General features: G+C 36.8%; 27 protein-coding genes and 1 tRNA gene. 25 read left to right on the forward strand and 3 right to left on the reverse strand.

Features of this window, described 5'->3' with window-relative positions; genetic code table 11:
* Positions 1-71 precede the first annotated feature (71 nt).
* Positions 72-665: an ATP-dependent Clp endopeptidase proteolytic subunit ClpP gene (clpP, locus tag ERX35_RS00905; protein WP_149458024.1), complete on the reverse strand. Its 594-nt coding sequence runs from the start codon at positions 663-665 to the stop codon at positions 72-74.
* A 206-nt stretch (positions 666-871) separates the two neighbouring features.
* Between clpP and ERX35_RS00910 the strand changes: the two genes are divergently transcribed.
* Positions 872-943 (forward strand) — tRNA-Arg (locus ERX35_RS00910).
* A 163-nt stretch (positions 944-1,106) separates the two neighbouring features.
* Here the strand turns inward: ERX35_RS00910 and ERX35_RS00915 are convergent.
* Complete coding sequence (locus ERX35_RS00915; protein ID WP_149458025.1) at positions 1,107-2,240, reverse strand: site-specific integrase; 1,134 nt, start codon at positions 2,238-2,240, stop codon at positions 1,107-1,109.
* Complete coding sequence (locus ERX35_RS00920) at positions 2,241-2,819, reverse strand: helix-turn-helix domain-containing protein (protein ID WP_149458026.1); 579 nt, start codon at positions 2,817-2,819, stop codon at positions 2,241-2,243.
* Positions 2,820-2,950: 131 nt separating this feature from the next.
* On the opposite strand from ERX35_RS00920, the gene ERX35_RS00925 reads away from it, so the two are divergent.
* From ERX35_RS00925 to ERX35_RS01035, 24 genes are all read left to right on the forward strand, one after another.
* On the forward strand, positions 2,951-3,175 hold the full coding sequence (locus tag ERX35_RS00925) for a helix-turn-helix transcriptional regulator (RefSeq protein WP_149458027.1): 225 nt from the start codon (positions 2,951-2,953) through the stop codon (positions 3,173-3,175).
* Positions 3,176-3,487: a DUF771 domain-containing protein gene (locus ERX35_RS00930; protein ID WP_149458028.1), complete on the forward strand. Its 312-nt coding sequence runs from the start codon at positions 3,176-3,178 to the stop codon at positions 3,485-3,487.
* A 184-nt stretch (positions 3,488-3,671) separates the two neighbouring features.
* Positions 3,672-4,013: a type II toxin-antitoxin system toxin TscT gene (locus ERX35_RS00935; RefSeq protein ID WP_149458029.1), complete on the forward strand. Its 342-nt coding sequence runs from the start codon at positions 3,672-3,674 to the stop codon at positions 4,011-4,013.
* Positions 4,014-4,092: 79 nt separating this feature from the next.
* On the forward strand, positions 4,093-6,657 hold the full coding sequence (locus ERX35_RS00940) for a phage NrS-1 polymerase family protein (RefSeq protein WP_149458030.1): 2,565 nt from the start codon (positions 4,093-4,095) through the stop codon (positions 6,655-6,657).
* 320 nt (positions 6,658-6,977) lie between these two features.
* A complete protein-coding gene (locus ERX35_RS00945; RefSeq protein WP_149458031.1) occupies positions 6,978-7,202 on the forward strand; it encodes a hypothetical protein in 225 nt (74 codons plus the stop codon).
* 12 nt (positions 7,203-7,214) lie between these two features.
* On the forward strand, positions 7,215-7,691 hold the full coding sequence (locus ERX35_RS00950; protein ID WP_149458032.1) for a hypothetical protein: 477 nt from the start codon (positions 7,215-7,217) through the stop codon (positions 7,689-7,691).
* Between the two features lie 28 nt (positions 7,692-7,719).
* A complete protein-coding gene (locus ERX35_RS11375; protein ID WP_170234495.1) occupies positions 7,720-7,971 on the forward strand; it encodes a hypothetical protein in 252 nt (83 codons plus the stop codon).
* A gap of 275 nt (positions 7,972-8,246) precedes the next feature.
* Positions 8,247-8,591, forward strand: a complete 345-nt coding sequence (locus tag ERX35_RS00955) for a hypothetical protein (RefSeq protein WP_149458033.1) — start codon at positions 8,247-8,249, stop codon at positions 8,589-8,591.
* A 17-nt stretch (positions 8,592-8,608) separates the two neighbouring features.
* Positions 8,609-8,947 carry a hypothetical protein gene (locus ERX35_RS00960; protein ID WP_149458034.1) on the forward strand — a complete coding sequence of 113 codons (339 nt, stop codon included), beginning with the start codon at positions 8,609-8,611 and terminating at the stop codon, positions 8,945-8,947.
* Positions 8,948-8,950: 3 nt separating this feature from the next.
* Entirely contained in the window at positions 8,951-9,664 is a 714-nt protein-coding gene (locus ERX35_RS00965) for a hypothetical protein (RefSeq protein ID WP_149458035.1), read from the forward strand.
* Positions 9,664-10,011 (forward strand): hypothetical protein, encoded by a 348-nt coding sequence (locus tag ERX35_RS00970; RefSeq protein WP_149458036.1) that lies wholly within the window; start codon positions 9,664-9,666, stop codon positions 10,009-10,011. Before ERX35_RS00965 ends, ERX35_RS00970 begins: the two co-directional genes overlap by 1 nt.
* Positions 10,012-10,071: 60 nt before the next feature.
* Complete coding sequence (locus ERX35_RS00975) at positions 10,072-10,437, forward strand: hypothetical protein (protein ID WP_149458037.1); 366 nt, start codon at positions 10,072-10,074, stop codon at positions 10,435-10,437.
* 112 nt (positions 10,438-10,549) lie between these two features.
* Positions 10,550-11,065: a hypothetical protein gene (locus ERX35_RS00980; protein WP_149458038.1), complete on the forward strand. Its 516-nt coding sequence runs from the start codon at positions 10,550-10,552 to the stop codon at positions 11,063-11,065.
* A complete protein-coding gene (locus tag ERX35_RS00985; RefSeq protein WP_149458039.1) occupies positions 11,062-11,409 on the forward strand; it encodes a hypothetical protein in 348 nt (115 codons plus the stop codon). The genes ERX35_RS00980 and ERX35_RS00985 overlap by 4 nt, the downstream gene beginning before the upstream one ends.
* 190 nt (positions 11,410-11,599) lie before the next feature.
* Positions 11,600-11,920: a response regulator transcription factor gene (locus ERX35_RS11380; RefSeq protein ID WP_170234496.1), complete on the forward strand. Its 321-nt coding sequence runs from the start codon at positions 11,600-11,602 to the stop codon at positions 11,918-11,920.
* Positions 11,901-12,155, forward strand: a complete 255-nt coding sequence (locus tag ERX35_RS00995) for a hypothetical protein (RefSeq protein ID WP_149458041.1) — start codon at positions 11,901-11,903, stop codon at positions 12,153-12,155. Before ERX35_RS11380 ends, ERX35_RS00995 begins: the two co-directional genes overlap by 20 nt.
* 174 nt (positions 12,156-12,329) lie before the next feature.
* Positions 12,330-12,650: a hypothetical protein gene (locus tag ERX35_RS01000; RefSeq protein WP_149458042.1), complete on the forward strand. Its 321-nt coding sequence runs from the start codon at positions 12,330-12,332 to the stop codon at positions 12,648-12,650.
* Between the two features lie 437 nt (positions 12,651-13,087).
* Positions 13,088-13,609: a Panacea domain-containing protein gene (locus ERX35_RS01005; RefSeq protein WP_149458043.1), complete on the forward strand. Its 522-nt coding sequence runs from the start codon at positions 13,088-13,090 to the stop codon at positions 13,607-13,609.
* Positions 13,590-14,180, forward strand: coding sequence for a hypothetical protein (locus tag ERX35_RS01010; RefSeq protein WP_149458044.1), 591 nt, complete (start codon positions 13,590-13,592; stop codon positions 14,178-14,180). The genes ERX35_RS01005 and ERX35_RS01010 overlap by 20 nt, the downstream gene beginning before the upstream one ends.
* 620 nt (positions 14,181-14,800) lie before the next feature.
* On the forward strand, positions 14,801-15,085 hold the full coding sequence (locus ERX35_RS01015) for a hypothetical protein (protein WP_149458045.1): 285 nt from the start codon (positions 14,801-14,803) through the stop codon (positions 15,083-15,085).
* Between the two features lie 634 nt (positions 15,086-15,719).
* Positions 15,720-15,941: a hypothetical protein gene (locus tag ERX35_RS01020; protein ID WP_149458046.1), complete on the forward strand. Its 222-nt coding sequence runs from the start codon at positions 15,720-15,722 to the stop codon at positions 15,939-15,941.
* Positions 15,942-16,122: 181 nt separating this feature from the next.
* The gene (locus tag ERX35_RS01025; RefSeq protein ID WP_149458047.1) at positions 16,123-16,953 is read left to right on the forward strand and encodes a GIY-YIG nuclease family protein; all 831 of its coding nucleotides are present in this window, start codon (positions 16,123-16,125) and stop codon (positions 16,951-16,953) included.
* A 224-nt stretch (positions 16,954-17,177) separates the two neighbouring features.
* A complete protein-coding gene (locus ERX35_RS01030; protein ID WP_149458048.1) occupies positions 17,178-17,426 on the forward strand; it encodes a glutaredoxin family protein in 249 nt (82 codons plus the stop codon).
* Between the two features lie 130 nt (positions 17,427-17,556).
* On the forward strand, positions 17,557-18,582 hold the full coding sequence (locus ERX35_RS01035; protein WP_149458049.1) for a sugar-binding transcriptional regulator: 1,026 nt from the start codon (positions 17,557-17,559) through the stop codon (positions 18,580-18,582).
* Positions 18,583-18,590 lie beyond the last annotated feature (8 nt).

Raw genomic sequence — 18,590 nt, forward strand, 5'->3', positions numbered from 1 at the left:
ATAATGTAAACATAATGTAAAATTTGCCGTAAAAAAAGCTGACAGTATAACTACTGTCAGCAGAACCATCATTACTTAGCAGCGTCAGTTGGATGCATCACGTCATCAATCAGGCCGTATTCTTTCGCTTCTTCAGCGCTTAAGAAATTATCGCGGTCAGTATCTTTCTCGATTTTTTCAATCGGCTGACCTGTGCGTTCTGATAAAATGCGGTTTAATTTCTCACGTGTTTTTAAAATGTGACGCGCAGCGATTTCGATTTCAGTTGCCTGACCTTGAGCGCCGCCGAGTGGCTGGTGAATCATCACTTCTGCATTCGGTAATGCAAAGCGTTTGCCTTTAGCGCCGGCTGCGAGCAGGAATGAACCCATTGAAGCGGCCATACCGATACAGATCGTCTGAACGTCAGGTTTAATGTGCTGCATTGTGTCATAGATTGCCATGCCTGCTGTGACGCTGCCGCCTGGTGAGTTGATATATAAGTAGATATCTTTCTCAGCATCCTGCGCCTGCAGGAATAATAACTGCGAGACGATTGAGTTGGCAACGTTATCATCGATTTGAGAACCAAGCATAATAATGCGGTCTTTTAAGAGACGTGAATAAATATCATACGCACGTTCGCCGCGGTTTGTAGTTTCAATTACTGTAGGAATTAAATTCATTGATAAATCCTCCTTAAAGTTAAGTTTAAATATAATATACTATGGTTGGTCAAAAATAGTCAAAAGATAGAACTTCATCTGCTTTAAATAATATGATAATCGCGGAATGAGTTAAAATAAAACATAGAAAACATCATAAAAACCACAATATTGTATAATTGCATATTTATCTTTAGCGAGACAGTGGTTATAATAGAAACTATCATGCCCTCGTGGTGTAATGGATAACACATAAGATTCCGGTTCTTAAGATGGGGGTTCGATCCCCTCCGAGGGCGTTATGCAGTAAAAACGTGTGATAACTAAAATATCAGAATGGCTTAACAGCAAGGTTTTAAGTTCATTCAGATAGAATAGGTTATCATACGTTTTTTATTTTTTGTCCCCAAATAATCCCCAAAAGAAAAAGCTGACTACAAAAATAATTTGTAATCGGCTTTTTTAGATGCTTTCTAAGAACTTTATCGCCTTTTCTTCTTCTTTCTCAAAAGATTGTTCTAATAGATGTGAGTAGACACTCATTGTAACGCCTATATTCTTATGTCCCAGGCGCTTGCTGATATAATGAATAGAAATACCCTCAGCAATCAAAACAGAGCAGTGTGTGTGGCGTAAAGCGTGGCAGGTGACGACCTTATCAAACTTGAAAGGTTTGTTCTCTTTCTTTAGATCATCAATATACTTTTTCAGTTCCCCGCTAGCTTCAACTTTACTTTCACTGATTGCCTTTAATTCCTTACATGCAGCAGCCAGTGTGCCATTAATCGTGTTGTTAGATACCAGCGTACCATAATGGCTGAATACATGGCCGGTGATGTGAGTAGGACGGTTATCTATAAAGTGCTTCATTCGCTGCATGGTTGAACGGTCAACGCTTATCGTTCTATCAGATGTATCGGTTTTTGTTCCTGGAAGATGCAGCTTGTTGTGAAGAAAATTAAAATCAGATACTTTCAACTGCTGAATCTCTGAGAATCTCGCACCCGTCACCAGCGTGAGCAGCAGGAAGTGAGCCGGTAGTGTGTCCATACCCTCTAAATACAGCTTGAGAGCCTTGTACTGCTCATATTCGAGGTATTTGAGGTTAGCAGCCTTGCTTTCCTTTCCCCCCACTGTAACGGCCTTATACGTGGGATTTTTGAGTATCAGGCCATCATGTATGGCATCATCCATCACGTTACGCACTGCAGCGTTCAGCTTACGCACTGAATCAGTGGAATGTGTAGCTGCATATTCATTGAGAAACTTCTGATAGGTTGGCTTCGTGATGTCTTTCAGCAGGTCATAGGGGAATGCTGCCTTTAAATATTCGTGCATCTTCTCATACTTCATGAATTGTTTATGACTGACTTTATTCTCTTTATTAACGGTGATCCAGTTATAAAAGTACTCATGGAAAACGACAGTGTTATCTAAAGAAAAACCACGGTTATAATAAGCCTCCAACTCGCTGGCATGCTTGCGTGCCTCAGCCTTAGTCTTGAAGCTGCCTTTCTGTATCTTCTTACGCTTGCCGTCAACCGTCGCATAAAAGACATAGCGCCAGGTAGTGCCACGTTTCTCGAATGATGCCATTTAATCAGTCCTCCTTACGCTAGGATATTGTCCTTTTAAATAATCACTGATAGATTCTTTTAAATCATCGATAACTTCTGAGAAATCTTCATCTGATATTTCAGCATCTTTATATCTCTCTAAATAATTAAAAAGAACGGTCATGAATTTTAAATCTTTATCATCAGAAGAGATAATAAAATTAAGCACAGTAGATAAATAAAATGTTTCTGAATAAGTCAAATCAGCGTTCGATAATTTAATTAATAAATTTTGAACATTTGCTTTTTGGTTAACGATATCCTTCTGAATATTTTCTTTATACTTTGAAAAAGTTTCTTTTTGTTCTTTATACTTCGAAAAAATTTCTTTTTGTTCTCTATCAGTTAAATCCCTCAAAATTTTATTACCAGTGGTTAAATAAACCATAGAAACATCTAGTTTTTCTGATATTTTCTCTAAAGTACTTGAACTGGGATTTTTTCTATTGTTTTCTATGTCACTTAAATATGATCTTGAAATTTCCATATGATTAGCAAATTCTTGCTGAGTCATCTTTTTTTCTTTTCTTATTAATTTGATGTTGTTTCCAATAGACATGTAATCCCTCCCGATAATAATTATAACTCAAAATGACGCCGATAGAAACATTAAGGGTTGATTTTATTTTCGGAACAGGTATAATGAGGTTATAAATATGACGCCGATAGACGTCAAAAGGAGGTGCGATAATGATGCAGCCTATCATTTCACAAAGATTAAAAGCTGAGAGATTGAATCTCAAATTAACACAAAAACAATTTTCTGAAAAAATTGGAATATCTAGAAGTTATTATTCTGACATTGAGAATGGGAGAGCAATTCCAAGTGTGAAAGTACTTTTTTTATTAAATGATTTTATCCCTATTTTTTTAAATATTAATGACGCCGATAGACGTCAAAAGGAGGTGAAATAAATGCAAACACTGCAAGCTCAGATTCAGATTCCGCCCGAGTTCGTGCTGATCTCTAAAGTTGAGTATGAGGAACTTCTCAACAACACGCTTGATGGCAAATTTCTCAGCTTAAAAGAAGTGGCCGAGCATATCGGATGTAGCACTGCGTATCTGAAAAACGAAATACTTTATCACCCTAGATATAAAGAGGAAATTGAAAAGTGGTGTCATTTTCCAACGAGTTCTGGAGATCATTACCGTTTTCACGCAAAATCCCTTTATCAATTCTTAGATCGTGAGTCGGTCAAGTTGTTTTTGAAGAAAAAATATTAGGAGGGATGACATGAAGTATCTAAAGATAATCTACTACTTGATTATCAGCATCATTCTTTCCGATTACTTTACAGACGATGCTACACATCAGATTCAATTATGTTTTTGGTTAGTATGGTTATTCGCAGCAACAGAAGTGGTTAAGCACATTAAATATGAAGTTAAAAACTAAGGAGAGATTGAAATGAATAATAAAGACTTACATCAGTTGGACAGCGTAACAAGTGAACTAGAAGTAATCGTAGGGAAAATTGACAGACTGAAAACAGCAGTTGCCTGGCAGCATGATGATCTCTTTGAAAATGAACGACCATTTAAAGAGGACATCGAAAAATATCAGTGGGGATATGAAGAAAGAAAAATCAACTCAGAAATGCACATTGAGTTAATGGATAAGTATTTCACAGAACTTAAAGAAGTGAGTGAAAGCTTGCAAGAATTATTCAGAAACGAATGGAACAACAAAAAAGCCGATAATCCGGACACTTTGGCGAGCGATGGATTACCGACTAGCAACAAACAATAAGAAATTGTTCAAAGGATTATTAAAATTATCTATTTCTAATTATATCACGTTTTTAGAACGCATGGGAGGGGTCAAATGAATGGCACTAGCCACTAAAGAACAAATTTTACAACCGGTGCTGCAGAATGTGCCAGATGAACTCAAACAGTTGAATCAGTGGATATTCTGGAAAGCAGAGTGGGACGAAACAAAGCAGCAATTTAAAAAAGTGCCGTATTCAACGGAAAGCAAGAGGGCATCATCCACTAATAGTGAAAGCTGGCACAGTTTTTACCATGTGGAATCGTACTTCGATAAATCACGGTTTGATGGTATAGGGTTCGTTCTTACTAAAGACGACCCGTTCATCATACTTGATCTAGATGGTGCGTTCGACAATGAAACTGGACAGCCACGGAGTGAACTTGCTATGGAAGTGATGGAAACAACCTGGTATGAGATTTCACCGTCTGGAACAGGTATACACGCTTATTTTAAGGGTGAACTACCCGATAATATAAAAAAGAAAAACACTGAGCTTGATATCGAACTATACAGCCACAGTAGATTTATGACTTATACCGGTGCCAATACAGTCAATCATTCAATCTGTGACGATCAGCAGTATATCAATGAGTTGGCAGAAAAGTATTTCACTCGGAATAAGACAAGTAAAACCGATATTGAGCCATTCAAACTGAACTTTGACAAAACTGATGAAATTGATGTTATCAAAGTGATGGCACGTAGTAAGAATGCCGATAAAATCTCTACATTAATGAAAGGTGATTGGGAGGGACGGTATAACTCTCAGTCTGATGCAGATTTAGCACTTGTAAATCATCTGGCATTTTTCACTGGAAAAGATGCGCATGAAATGGACAGCATATTCCGTTCATCCGGCTTATACCGCGACAAGTGGGATATGGTGCATAGTGGTGATGGTTTAACGTATGGAGAAATGACAATCAAACGAGCGATAGAGGACTGCACAACCGTTTATAGTCCACATGGTAAAGAAGTTATCAAGACTCGCAGCAATCAACAGACATTCATTCCTAAACCATATCTAATCAAGCCTAATGGCCATCTTAAGATGGAAGTTGAAAAAGGGCGCGGTGACAATAAAGAGATTGTGGAAGTGTTCATTTCTTCTAATTATCCAAGCATTCTCAAACGTTATCGCAATATCGAGACAGGCGAGATTAATTATCTTATCTCATTCAATGACGGACGAAATACCATTATCAGACCAGTTAAGACCCAGGACATCACGCAGCGAAAGGAACTAATCCAACTTGCTAGATTCGGACTCGATGTCAATGATTATAACGCAACAGAAATAATTAAGTTTATTCAAAAAGTAATGGCATGCAACCCGATGGAAACAACTGAAATGACTGAAAGAATTGGGCATATTAAAAATCATTTTGTGATACCTCACGAGGATAATGACATCGAGTTGTTCATTGAAGATGACAGTTATAAAAATATTGTCGATGCTTTCAAACCTAAAGGCGCACTATTAAGTTACAACCAAAATGTTTGGCCGATTATCAAGGAGCAGTCAGTTGTTATGACGATGGTATACGCAGCGTTAGCGAGTCCATTATTAAAAGAGTTCGATGTAGATCCATTCATAGTTGATAATAGTGGTAAAACGTCAACAGGTAAGACAACGGCACTGCATGTGGTGTCGAGCGTCTGGGGCAACGATAAATTAATCAACAGTTGGAACTCTAGCCGTGTGAGTATTGAACGTAAAACCTCATTCATGAACAGCTTTCCAATTTGTATGGATGACACACGCACAGCTTCTCCAAGCATCCTGACATCTGTCATCTATAACCATTCAACCGGAGTTGATAAAGGCAGAGGTTCTGTACGAAGTATAGTGAAAGAGAATACCTGGAATAACATCTTGATATCCACAGGGGAGACTTCGCTTGCCGATATGACAGAAGGCAAAGGTGGAGCAGCTGCGCGAATCATCACGTTAGAAAATAGTCCGTTTAATGAGGTTGATTTCAATGTACTGTATAAAGCGCTTGATAATGATCACGGTACACTGGGTGCTGCATTCTGGAAGTGTTATAAAAACAATGAGGATTATTACCGCAGACAATATGATCTGATTTGTCGTGAGTACTATGAGAAGTCAAATAAAAACGAAGTATTAGAACGTTTAAGTCGTTCTTTTGGCATTCTGCATCTTGCAGGACTCATACTCCATCAGATGCCCCAATTTAATCATGACTATACAGCTATCATGAATGATTCATTCAATAGCATGTTAAAAACTAACCAGAACATCGATAAACCGAAGCAGTTACTTGAAAACGTACTCGAGTACATGGATAGCCATAGAGATTACATTCTTTATGGTGGAAGTAAATTTGCACATGGTGAAATTATCGGGATTTATAAGGAGGACTATCTGGGAATCATGCCAGATACTCTAAAAAAAATATTAGAACTCGAAATGAATAAGACGCTCAAAGAGTGGAATGCGAGAGGTTATCTTGTAACTGATAAAGATGCATTATTAAAGCAGGTAAGACAAAGTGGCAGGAAATACCGAACCTATTCTATTAAAGACAGTATTATTAAGGAATTCGGTTTTGATTTCCAGTCAACAAGTAGTGATTTTGATTACAGTGAATAGAAGTGTACCAAGTGTACCAAGTGATGTACCATATTTTATTTTATAATCTGTGACGCTTTAACCCAGTCATATCAACGTTTTTAGCTAAGTGTAACAGGTGTAACATATTTTTATTAATAGTATATATAAATGAATACATTAATAGCTTCTATTAATAACCAATATATATATGATATATCTTCAAAAAAACCTGGTACATCTGGTACAGATGCTTTAATTCGTTGGGAGAGTAAGACGTAAGCGTCACAGGTACATCTGGTACACCTCAATAATAATGTGGTACAAACCTGGTACACCAATAATTTTAGGAGGCATAACCGATGCTCAGAACTAAGAAGATGACAGGCTGCCGGTTATCAGATAAACAGATCAGCAGTCTTAATGAGAAGATTGAACGCTTCAAGTCAATGACAGAACTGATTGAGATAGAGAAAATCACTAAGCACATCACAGAGGTGCATGGCGCGACTGATATCAATGTGGAAATCACATACAGGTTTATTGGTAAGTACGCAGCAGCCTTTGATGATGAGTTATTAAACTAAGGAGGACATACCATGCTAAATATACCAACTAATGCCTTTCAGCTACTCGACCACTCAGCGACACATTACGACTATAACCGGTGCGAACGCGAGAACAGACCGGTAGCACATATCACAAGACAGCAGGGCGGCTATCAGTACATGGAGATAGACTTCATCACATGTGACTGGTGTATCTCACCAGTAGGACAGGCGATGCTGCAGACGTTCATGAATCATGAGGTTGTCAACATGCTCAAGCGTGGACTGGAGCCTAAAGAGAATCAGACGAACATCGGGCAGATGATATGTACATTCCGTTCAGACATGCAGGGTATCGAGCATATCATCAAGGAGATGAACCGAGTGTGTCAGATACCGAACTACTGGCAGCAGTACCGTTTGGATGGCCGTAACCAGGAGATAACGCGTGATGATACAGTCTACACAAGAACAGTGAACATGAAACACTACAGGAAGATGAAACGTAAGCAGGGCATAAGAGCTTAAGCAAGACAAATAAGCGAGGGGATAGGCTATGCAGTCATTACATCGAAAGGAATATCTAAGAGAGTACAGGGAACGCAACAAAGAGAAAATGAGAGAGTACAATAGAATGAAATATCTGGAACGTAAGGAAGATTACAAACATATGGTCAAGGATGAAACGATACTGATCTATATGGCAGAACGTAAGCGACAGCGACTGATGAATATGAGTTATCAAAGGATGCAGAGAAAAATAAGGAATCAGACAGGCATAGAAAAAGAAGACTTAACCTATTGTTAGGTCTTCTGTTTTCTGTAAGACAATAACCTCAATATAACATTCGGCATTGTTTTTGAAAGCTAGAGTCGTAAGGATTCAAGAACAAGTGCAGATGATATGATTAAATTATAAATATAAACATAAAAGAAAATAAATGTTAGTTGATTAACACCCCCCCTTAAAAACAAACCGACTTCAAACGGTCGGCACGGGTACCGGTGGAGGGGTCGATTCCGGGGATTTTTTTCATTTCTCGCGTATAACCCCCCTCCCCAATTCAGAAAGCAGGTGATGACATGACGACAAACAATAGATCAGAACGTGTAGCCGCTGAGATAGAACGCCTCAATAATGTATTCAAAGATATACCGGAAGATAAAAAGCATGTGGTCGAGGGACTAATCGTTCAAGCTGCACGTCTGAGAATCATGTTAGATGATGCCTGGCAAGATATTGACGAGAACGGGGACTATGAACAGTTCCAGCAAAGCCCGTCGGTGCCTGCATACGACCGTGAGAGACCTATTGCCAAGCTGTTCAATGCGAGAGACAAAGCATATCAGACTATCATGAAACAGCTGGCTGATTTTCTGCCCAATACAAATTTAGAGACAGTGATTAAACCAAGAAAACTATTATAAAGATGGAGGAATGACAGATGAACAGAAAGAAAACGATTCTTAATAACATAAAGAATGGCATCACACGATTGCCGGTGAATAACGCAGAGAGAACAGGTGATTATACTGACAAAATAATCAAAGAGATTAATAAAGCAGTCGATAACGGACAATATTTAACTTCTAATGAAAAAAAGATGGTAAACGATCTTACTCGCAGAGTTGTAAATGAGTTTACCCATAAAGGTACTTATCATAAACAGGTGAAGAATATGTCTACATTCAACGACTACTCAAATAAAAATAGTGTAATCAATGCAGCAGTATTGAAAGTGATTGATAGCACTATTGATAATTTAGAAAACGGAGGAGAATAATTAATGGGAATTTTCTTTAATCGTGCCACTCAAAGTGATAATGAACTTGCAGCATCCAATAAAGTAAAACAAAAAGTGAAGCCTAAACAGTCCACAGTGAAAAACACTATACTGTCAGAACCTGATGCGAAGTACATGAAAGAAACAAGCAAAGCGCTGCAAATCTTATTCAATCAAGAACGTGACTTTCATCAATCCATTTCATTAGAGCAAGAGCTTAGAGACGTGAAAGATTATTTAGAGTCTCCTAATGAACAGGACTTTCTGGAAGTGATAGATCGTGAACGCGAACTGGAACTATTGAAACGTTTTAACAAACCTAAAGCATTTAATGTTCCTAGCGAGATGCTGCCGACTCTTAAAAGTAACTTACAAATCGAGCGTGAACAACTCGATAAAACCATTACTAAAAATGAGCAAAGACTTAAACAGACACGAAAACAGATTGATGAGCTGATAGCAACTGAAAAACAGCTCGCTGATGAAACAAGTGAACAATACGCTTATATGAACATGGCTGAAACGATGGAAAAGTTTTTACAATCGCCTGATGATGCGTATGAGTGGGGGATGTCAGAGACGAATCAGAACGGTCAAGCCGTAAAGAAACAAAGCTGGCTTAAACGCTATCTATATATGGTTGGTTATCCATTAATATTCGTTGACAACACCGAGCAATATTTCAAAACTAACAGCGAAAAAGGAGGTAGAGCATAATGCGTCATTTACTTTACAAAGAGCAAAAGGCTGTTAAAGAGGGGAAGTTTTTACAGACTGAATATGTGTGCAGGGTGTACCCGATTACACCGGAAGCAATCATGGCCTTTAATGCTTTAGGATATAAGAATAATGAAATTATCGTTCCCGTACACAGCTTTCTGCCACAAGAAAAAGATAATATGCAACTTATAGAAAACCAAGCAATGAATAACCTGTTCAGAAATGAGAAGAAAGCGATCTGGAATAATCTCAAATATTTAACAGACTATGATATTGAGATTGTAGAAATCATCAATCATGAATATAACCCTGGCCTAACATGGTCTGATATTAAAGCGTTATAAAATCAATAACCTCTATATGAGCAATCATGTAGAGGTTATTCTAAAAAAGGAGGACTGAAAATGTCGAACAAATATAATGCAGTGTACAACTTTTATCATAGTGTTTCTAACTTCACTGATGATGAACACATTAGCAATACAACTAAGAGTGGTTTATTGAACGATGTATCAAGTGAGATCACAAAGTTAAAGAATAGCTTGATTGGTAACCGTGAACTATCGAATATAGATAAAGATAAAGTAGCTGCCATGATTGCAGACTTACATGATGTCATGAGACATAATGCAACTGCCGACATTCGTTCACTCAGTAAGAAAATCAACGTGGCCGCATTAAAAGGTGTTATGCAGATAGAGATAAAAGAGGATATTCAGAACGAGATAAAAATTCAGTTGATGGAACAGGCAGCAGCCAAACTTAAATAAAGTGAGGGAACAGCTTTGACCTATAAAGAATATCTAAACTTCAAAAAAACAGGCATACGGCCATGCTAAAGAGGTGTATGAAATGCGACTGAGAAAGGTAAAGCAGTTCTTCATGTATCGTGAAGTTATTGAATATAATGATAGAGTGACTGACTGGGAGCTATTGAATAAATTCAACCCTTATCAAATTAGCAGTAAGATAGCCATGCTGGAAGAACAGATAGAGGACTACTATTCATTAAGTATAGGACATGTTGAGGCTGGCGTATTTGGTCTCTGCCATGTGAGTACGGGTACAGAAAGACTGGCCATTCATATTATCGAGCAAAAAGAAAAACTGGCAAATTATTATAAGAAGTCCACTCATAATATGAATTTGCTCAAACAAGTGATGGATAACTATTCCCCAATGGAACAGCAGATGATTAAGCGTTACATGAAGTCTAACGGCACATACAGGCCGTCAGAGATCATTGAACGACTTCGGGTAGATTTATATTGTGTGACTGATAAGGAGCGCACAGAACGCAATAGGGCGCGTACTACCATACAACGTAAGGCAGTCGTTGAACATGTAGCTATAATCAAAGAGTCGCTAAATAAAGAGCGTGAGGTGCTTGTGATATGACCCCTGGAACAGAATATTCTATTTCTCTGTCAAAGCATGATTATAAAGTCCTGGAAAGACGAGTGCGACAGTATCATTCTTTAGTCGAGCAGTATCAGAATAGACCCGCTGAATGGTCAGATGATTATTATCAAAGTGTGGAATCAGTCGTTAAAGGCATCGCAGAGGCATACAATAGGTGCAGTGTGACAGAGCAGAACATTATTAAACTGTCCTGGTGGCAGGACGAGAAACAGAGCGATGACACGATCGCCAAAATACTAAACCGAAGTGAACTCACTTTAAGGGTGTTCAGAGAGAAGATTTTAAGAATGGTCGCAGTCCATAGTCATTATATTTGGTGATGCTTCAAGAACAGTTAAAAGCGATATAATAAAGGTGTCGTTATGGTGAACAATCTCCCTTTGGCGTTCAACTTAAAGTATAAATTTAGATGAATATACTTTTGAATCAGAATGACCTCCTGACCTCCCTATTTATTTAGGGAGGTTTTTTTGATAAAGAATAATAAATGATAATCTGCAGGAGGACATCATGGGATTAGATCCACTCACTAAACATGATTATAGACGGATAGAATCTTTTATACGTGGCTATGAGCTGCTAAAACTAAGAATGGATGATGAAATTCATATCAGTAGAAAGCAAAACATGCGGCAGATTGTGCAGGGCATCAGAGAAGTGTATAACAGCTTACCGCTGGAAGAGCAGCAACTGTTCAGACTTCTCTACTGGGAGGCACAACGGCCATCGTATGACATAATAGCAGCTGCACTGAATGTGTCTGAGAGGTCAGTAAAGAGGCATAGAGAGCGTTTAATGGAGAGGGTAGCCGATGCCATCATCTATATATGACACGGCTTATATTAAGCAGTTCATCAAAGAGTTTCACCATGTGGAATTGATACCGGAGATTGAGGATGATGAAGATGACTTCTTCTCACTGGATAAAGACAGCACACTGAACATGGATGACACGCTACGAGCGATCCAGACAGCAGATGATGCGGCCTATTTCAATGAGTTGCTAGATCGTGCGGATGCGTTATGTACTGACAGAGAGTTTTATGTGTTCCTGCTGAGGGTATGAGGGGAAGTCACTAAAAGAGATTATGGCCGCATTTGATAAATCAAGACAGTGGATATATAACACGTTGAATGATGTATTAGATAAGATATGCGAGTGAAACCATCTAGTAATTACTGGATGGTTTTTGTATGATTATTAAGTAATGAAAATAAATGCAAAAGGGGAGTATTTAAAGTGACTGTTACTTATCATCATTGGGAATTAAATGGACAAGAAACATACGGGAGAATTGATTTGACAGAAATGAACGGGCAAAGATATGTTGTCGTAAGTAGAAAACAGTTAATCGAAATTCTTGAAAAATTAGTTAGAAATCATACAGATATAAAAAGTTTTTGTGGTATTACCGATGATGGAAATAGAATTGATTTATTGAAAGAATACTATGATAATAAGACGATTTATTTTTGTAACTATGAGAAGATAAATGAATTTGAAGCAATAGCTGAAATAAAATATAGCGATTTAAATCCACATCAAAACTTTACAAAATAATAATTTTTCACACTTTCTTCTATTAGTTATTTTTATTTTAAACTATGGAAAACATTAGAAAATATGCCTGAATAACATTGCCGGTAAAGATACTGGTAGTGTTTTTTAATAATATTTTTAATAAGATTTTATACCCTTTCAATAGCATTTTAAGAAGTCATGGAGAGCCGTTTTTAAAATAGACATACTATACTAATTTACTTTAAACAACTTTTAAACAGGCTATACTGGTCTTTAAATACGATTATTTAAAAAATTAATAGACAATTTTCAATGAAGCGAGTATAGTATTATATTTGGAATTTATAACTGTTCAAATATAACATTTTCGGGTAAAGTATAAATAGGTAAGATTGTTTGATACAGCAAGTGCAGTTGTAATAAACAATTTAACAGTATGCTTTAGGCAATAGAGCATGTTGTAGAGGAGGGGTAAAATGAGTGGAACAAAAGAATACTTTTTTGATAGTGTTGATGACCTTGTAAAATACTTAATGTCTAAATACGGGAAATTATCTCCTTTAAAATTACAAAAGGGTTTGTATTTCCTTTTTGGCTATTATGGCGGTAGATACGGTAAAGAAAATGAAAATAGTGAGATACAATACAATTTACCAAAGTATCTTTTCCCTGCTACTTTTTTAGCGTGGGACTACGGACCAGTTATCGATGATGTTTATAAAAAAAATAAAGCTGGAATATATGACGAATTTGTTAGCGAAACAAATACTTTGAATGAAATGAAAGAGTTTTATTTTAAAGATCTTCAGTCTAAAGAAGTCGAAAATTTCATAAATGAACTATTTTCAGAAGTTAATACAACGAGTGATTTTAATTTAGTTGATAGAAGTCATGAGGATAGAACATGGCAAGTTGCTTATGAAAGTGGATATAATGTTGAAATGAATAAAGAAGATATTGTAGAAGAGTACTCAATTCATGGCAGACAAGTATCTTAGTAAAGCTAATCATGCTAAAGCCAGTAGACTAAATAAGCAACATTTAAGCCCGAAGAAAGTAAGCAAAAAGAAATTTGAATATAACTCTAAAAGTTTAATTTCAATAGATATAAGTGAATATGAGTTTACCAACTTTCTTTCTGAAGAAACTAAACATGGTGCTTCAAATCGCTTTTATTACTTACTAAATAATGAGCATGAATGTCTGTTAACCGAAGACTTTAATGAGTCTGAAAATATTATAAAAAGTATAAAGGGTATCATTTCAGACATTTATGATACTGAATCAGATAGTAAATTGTTTGCTGCTTTAGATAGTACAGAAAGCGAACAACCATTTTTTAAAGCTAGAGTTAAAGATAATGTCGGTAATAGTACAAGTTTTAGAGTGTTTTATTATCTGAATAAAGACAAGAATGCCTATGAAATTATTTTGATTGATCCTTTGCACCTTGCAATTAAAAGCAGGGTGCAATATAAAAAACCAAATAGATATGAAGATATGAAAACTAATAGTATTTGTATCAGTTCAATTTATCGAGAAGTAAAAGTAAGGAAAACTTTTATATAGTGTTTCATTAAAACTCGATAAAAAAGATTACTTATCCCCATTCTAAGCACGTTTTCTTTGCTCACTCGACCAATTACCCGTAAAGTGTTCTTAGAATGGCAACGTCAGACTACGTATCTTATTAGATATGTGGTTTTTCTGTATATTTAAGTAAATTAATGTTAAATTTACACTATACAGTATTAGGGGAGATTTATCTTATGGAAAAATCAGAAAAAGACAAACGCACAATAGTTATGCTTGTTAGTGCTGCTATTGGCGCTATATTAGGATTACTAGCTTATACGCAGAATTGGTTAGGGTAGCAATTTGATACAAGGAGTGAATTTAGATGCAAGAGTTTATTCTATTAATATGCTTAATCTGTTTAGTGGGTATTTCTGCAGATAAAATGAAGAAAAAATGCAGATAGTTTTTAGGCATACTATTATTTTTAAGGATTGCTAAACACAATCCACTTCTTGCATAACTACCCATCTAACTATGTAAATCGTACTTAGAATGGCAATGAGCAATAGACAATTTTAGTCTATTGCTTTTTATGAGTATCAAAAATTGTGAGTACATATAAAGGTAACAAATGATAATCTTTTATAAGAAGAAATAAAAGGAGTGTTGTTGTGGAATTATTAATTACGATTATTATGTTTATATGTACGTTCTATATCTACAAAAACTTAGTTATCATTTGTGGAGGTGTAGTGCCTGCATTAATTGGCGATTTATCAAGAACTGAAGATGGAAATGCTTTTATTTATTTTATTTTATCAATTATTATTCCATTCGTTTTGATAGTAATAATGTTCGTAGTTTCTTATAAAATACTAGGTAATTTTTATCCTGTGGCAGTAATCGCAGTAGCATTATTCTTTAAGTATGGCACTAACAAAGGCGTAATAGAGTAATAGAACAGCATCATAAAGCCATGTATTTAATGAATACACAGCTTTATTTTTTTATATACCGACTATGACGGCACGGGTACAATAATACAACTGTTTACCGTTTGAATCTGTTTCAATCATTAAGCCATACTGTGCTGTTTCTTCTGGGCATTTAGCAGAGGCGCAATCAAACACAGTCAGCCACTCAGTCGTTTTCTTTGAAGTGAATTGATATGCTTGGTTATCCTTATCAAAACACTTGTGGTTTTGTATCGCTCAAGGTTTGCAGCATTTCAAGAAAATCAACTCCACGATCTTTCATTTCAAGCAGGATGTCATCTGTAAAAAGAATATGTGAGTTCATTAAGTTATTCTTTTTAAGTGGGGTACTATAAGCCCAGCAAGTCATTGTAAATTATATGATTATCGTGATTTTTACATACGGATATATTTTAAAACAGTAAACACTGAACTAGAAAACGACTAATTAATGCAAAATTAAAAATTGCATGTAACTGGGCAGTACGTGATTTTTTATCACTGCTAGCACTGATTCAGTCATAGTAGATTTAAGTTTTTTTAATTTTTAAAGAGCCAATCAATGTATTTTGATTTATAGTTTTAGTGTAAATAGTAAAGTGGATATGGAGGGAACATGAGAATATTTACTAAAAACGAGATTGAGAAATGGATTAATTATACGGATGAAAATGTTTTAGAAAAGGAAGAATTTTTAGGTAGATGTTACGTGTGTGGTAGATTTTTAAAAAATACCGAGTTACCTATAGGTCCTGAAAGAAAAGTAGTTTGTTCAAATGACAGAGAATTTTTTGAAATAGAATATAAAGAGTTAGAAGAATCAGGAGATTTAAAATAAGATAAATATTATTATAGGACAGTGCCGTTTTTTGATACTGCCCATTTATATGCAAACTTAAAAGTTGGCATGGTTGTTAAGAATTAGGTGATTATATTTCTCGCAGAGGCTAAATAAGTTTTTATAATTCAATGTCTTTACAGACTAAAACAATAATCAATCGTCATAAGGGGATGTACAAATGCGTGAAATATTATTGAATGATTTACTGTCACTCAGTGAACAAGACTTAAATAGAACTAAAATAAAATTTAATCATTATAACGGAGAAACTGATCCACTACAGGAATTTTTATTGAATCCTGAAATTGTAAATAATCAATGGTTATTCTGGAGAAAAAACAGACGGAATTTTAGTACTGGTCAAATTGCTATTTGTTTGGTAAGAATGACAGGTGATACATGGTTGTTAACTACTATTAAAGAAGTTACAAGCGAATTAGGTATACAAAAGGGCATCAATTATGCTGGTGTGGAAAAGGATGAATATAAAAAATATTTTGGTCGCGTGGTAGTTAAATATAAGAAGACCGATAAAGTTGGTTGTAGAAATTATCATACTGTCGGTAAAGAACTTATAGTTCAACAAATTTTACCGAATGTATATAATGGAGAAGAATTCCCTGGATATGATAATGTAGTGTTATCTTATAAACAGTTGGATATTATAAACCGTATGGGGAAAAGAGACTGGATAGCTGCACTTGAGAGTCAGAAAGCTGTTTACCTCATTACTGATATAAAAACTGGCAAGTTATACGTTGGATCAGCAACAGCAAAATATGGAATGTTACTTTCTCGATGGCGAAACTATTTGAAGGATGGACATGGAGGAAATAAGTTGCTTAAAGAATTAGTTAATGAAAAAGGCTTTAACTATGTTAAAGAGAATTTTCAATATTCAATTCTTGAAAATTATAATAGTATTGTAGATGATAGTGTCATTGTAATGAGAGAAAGTCATTGGAAGAACATACTTCATAGTAAATCAGTAGGATACAATTCTAACTAACGACAATGAAAAATTTATGTTTTTTCAGTCGTTTATCCCCACACAGTCCCCAAAAACATTATAAACAGCGTGTTTACAGCACTTCAAACGTCCTCCGAGGGCGTTATGCGGCTGCTTTTAAATAAGCAGTCTTTTTTTATCTGAAATTTGCTTGCTCTGCATGACGGGTCAAGTTATAAAGTATAATAATGAACGAGCTAATGAATTCAGGAGGGATGGACCGTATGAATAAGATTGAACTGATGATGTACTCACAGCCGAACTGCGGCTTATGTGAAGAGGCGAAGCTGCAGCTTGAACTGGCCAAGGAAGATGTTCCTTTCACGTACCGCACAGTAAACATCACTGAAGATGATTTACTGCTGGAACGATTTCAGCTGCGTGTACCGGTCATTATGTATCATGATGAAATCATCCAGGAAGGCATTATTGATTTCGTGACAGTGACTGAAGCATTGGCAAAATATCTTTAAAGATGAATGTTATTTCTTGCAATAATAGTGTACTCTTGTTATCATGAATTTGTAACGAGAGTACTTTTTTGTCCCGTGCGGGTCGTTTAACGTCTCGGTTGGGTCGCTCTTGTTTGCGGGGAGGACGTCTATGGATAACATTCTTGCAGTGCAGCAACGACTGATTCCTGATTTAATCGAAAAGATGTATCGCAGATTCACGATTCTCTCAACTATATATCAGCTTCAGCCGATCGGCAGACGTGCGCTGAGTGAGCAGCTTCATCTCACGGAACGCGTGCTGCGGACAGAGGTTAACATATTGAAGGATGAGTATTTGATTGAGATTCATACGAAAGGTATGACAGTGACGTCTGACGGTGAACTTGTGCTGCAGCAGCTGTCACATTATTTGAAGAGCTACGGCAATCTTACTGCTGTCAGCGGTCAGCTGCAGGAGCTCTATCGCCTCAAAAAAGTCATCGTCGTTAAAGGTGACTCAGATATCGACAGCTCAGCGGCTGACCAGCTCGGCAGTGAGGCAAGTCGATGTCTGCAGGATATTTTAGTGCCTGATATAGGGGTGACAGTGACGGGCGGTTCGACGATGGCAAGTGTCGCTGAGCATCTTAATCCGGTCTCTTTCAGTGTGAAGTTCACTCCTGCACGTGGTGGACTCGGTGAGCATATGCAGCAGCAGGCCAACAGTATTGTCGCCAGCATGGCTGCCGAAACCGGCGGAACATACGAAGTGCTGTATGTGCCTGACTTGGTCAGCGAAGCTACTTATCGCAGTCTCGTTCAGGAGCCGTCAGTTAAACGTGTGCTGGAGCAGGTGAAATCGGCTGAAGTGGTGGTTCACGGGATCGGCAATGCGATGAAGATGGCTGACCGTCGTGCGACACCAGAAGAGGTCAAGGCGCTGCTTGTTGAACAACGGGCAGCAGGCGAAGCATTTGGTTATTATTTCGATAAATCGGGTAATATTATTCATAAGGTGCGGACTATCGGCCTGCAGCTTGAGGACCTGCCTGATAAGCAGCATATTATTGCTGTTGCAGGTGGCGGCAGCAAGGCAGAGGCCATCGAGGCTTACTTAAAGATAGCACCGGCTCAGACCATTTTAATCACAGACGAAGCAGTAGCCAGTTATTTATTAAAGGTTAAAACCTTTTAAAATATTAA

It is taken from the genome of Macrococcus equipercicus (assembly GCF_004359525.2).
Taxonomy (GTDB): Bacteria; Bacillota; Bacilli; order Staphylococcales; family Staphylococcaceae; genus Macrococcus; species Macrococcus equipercicus.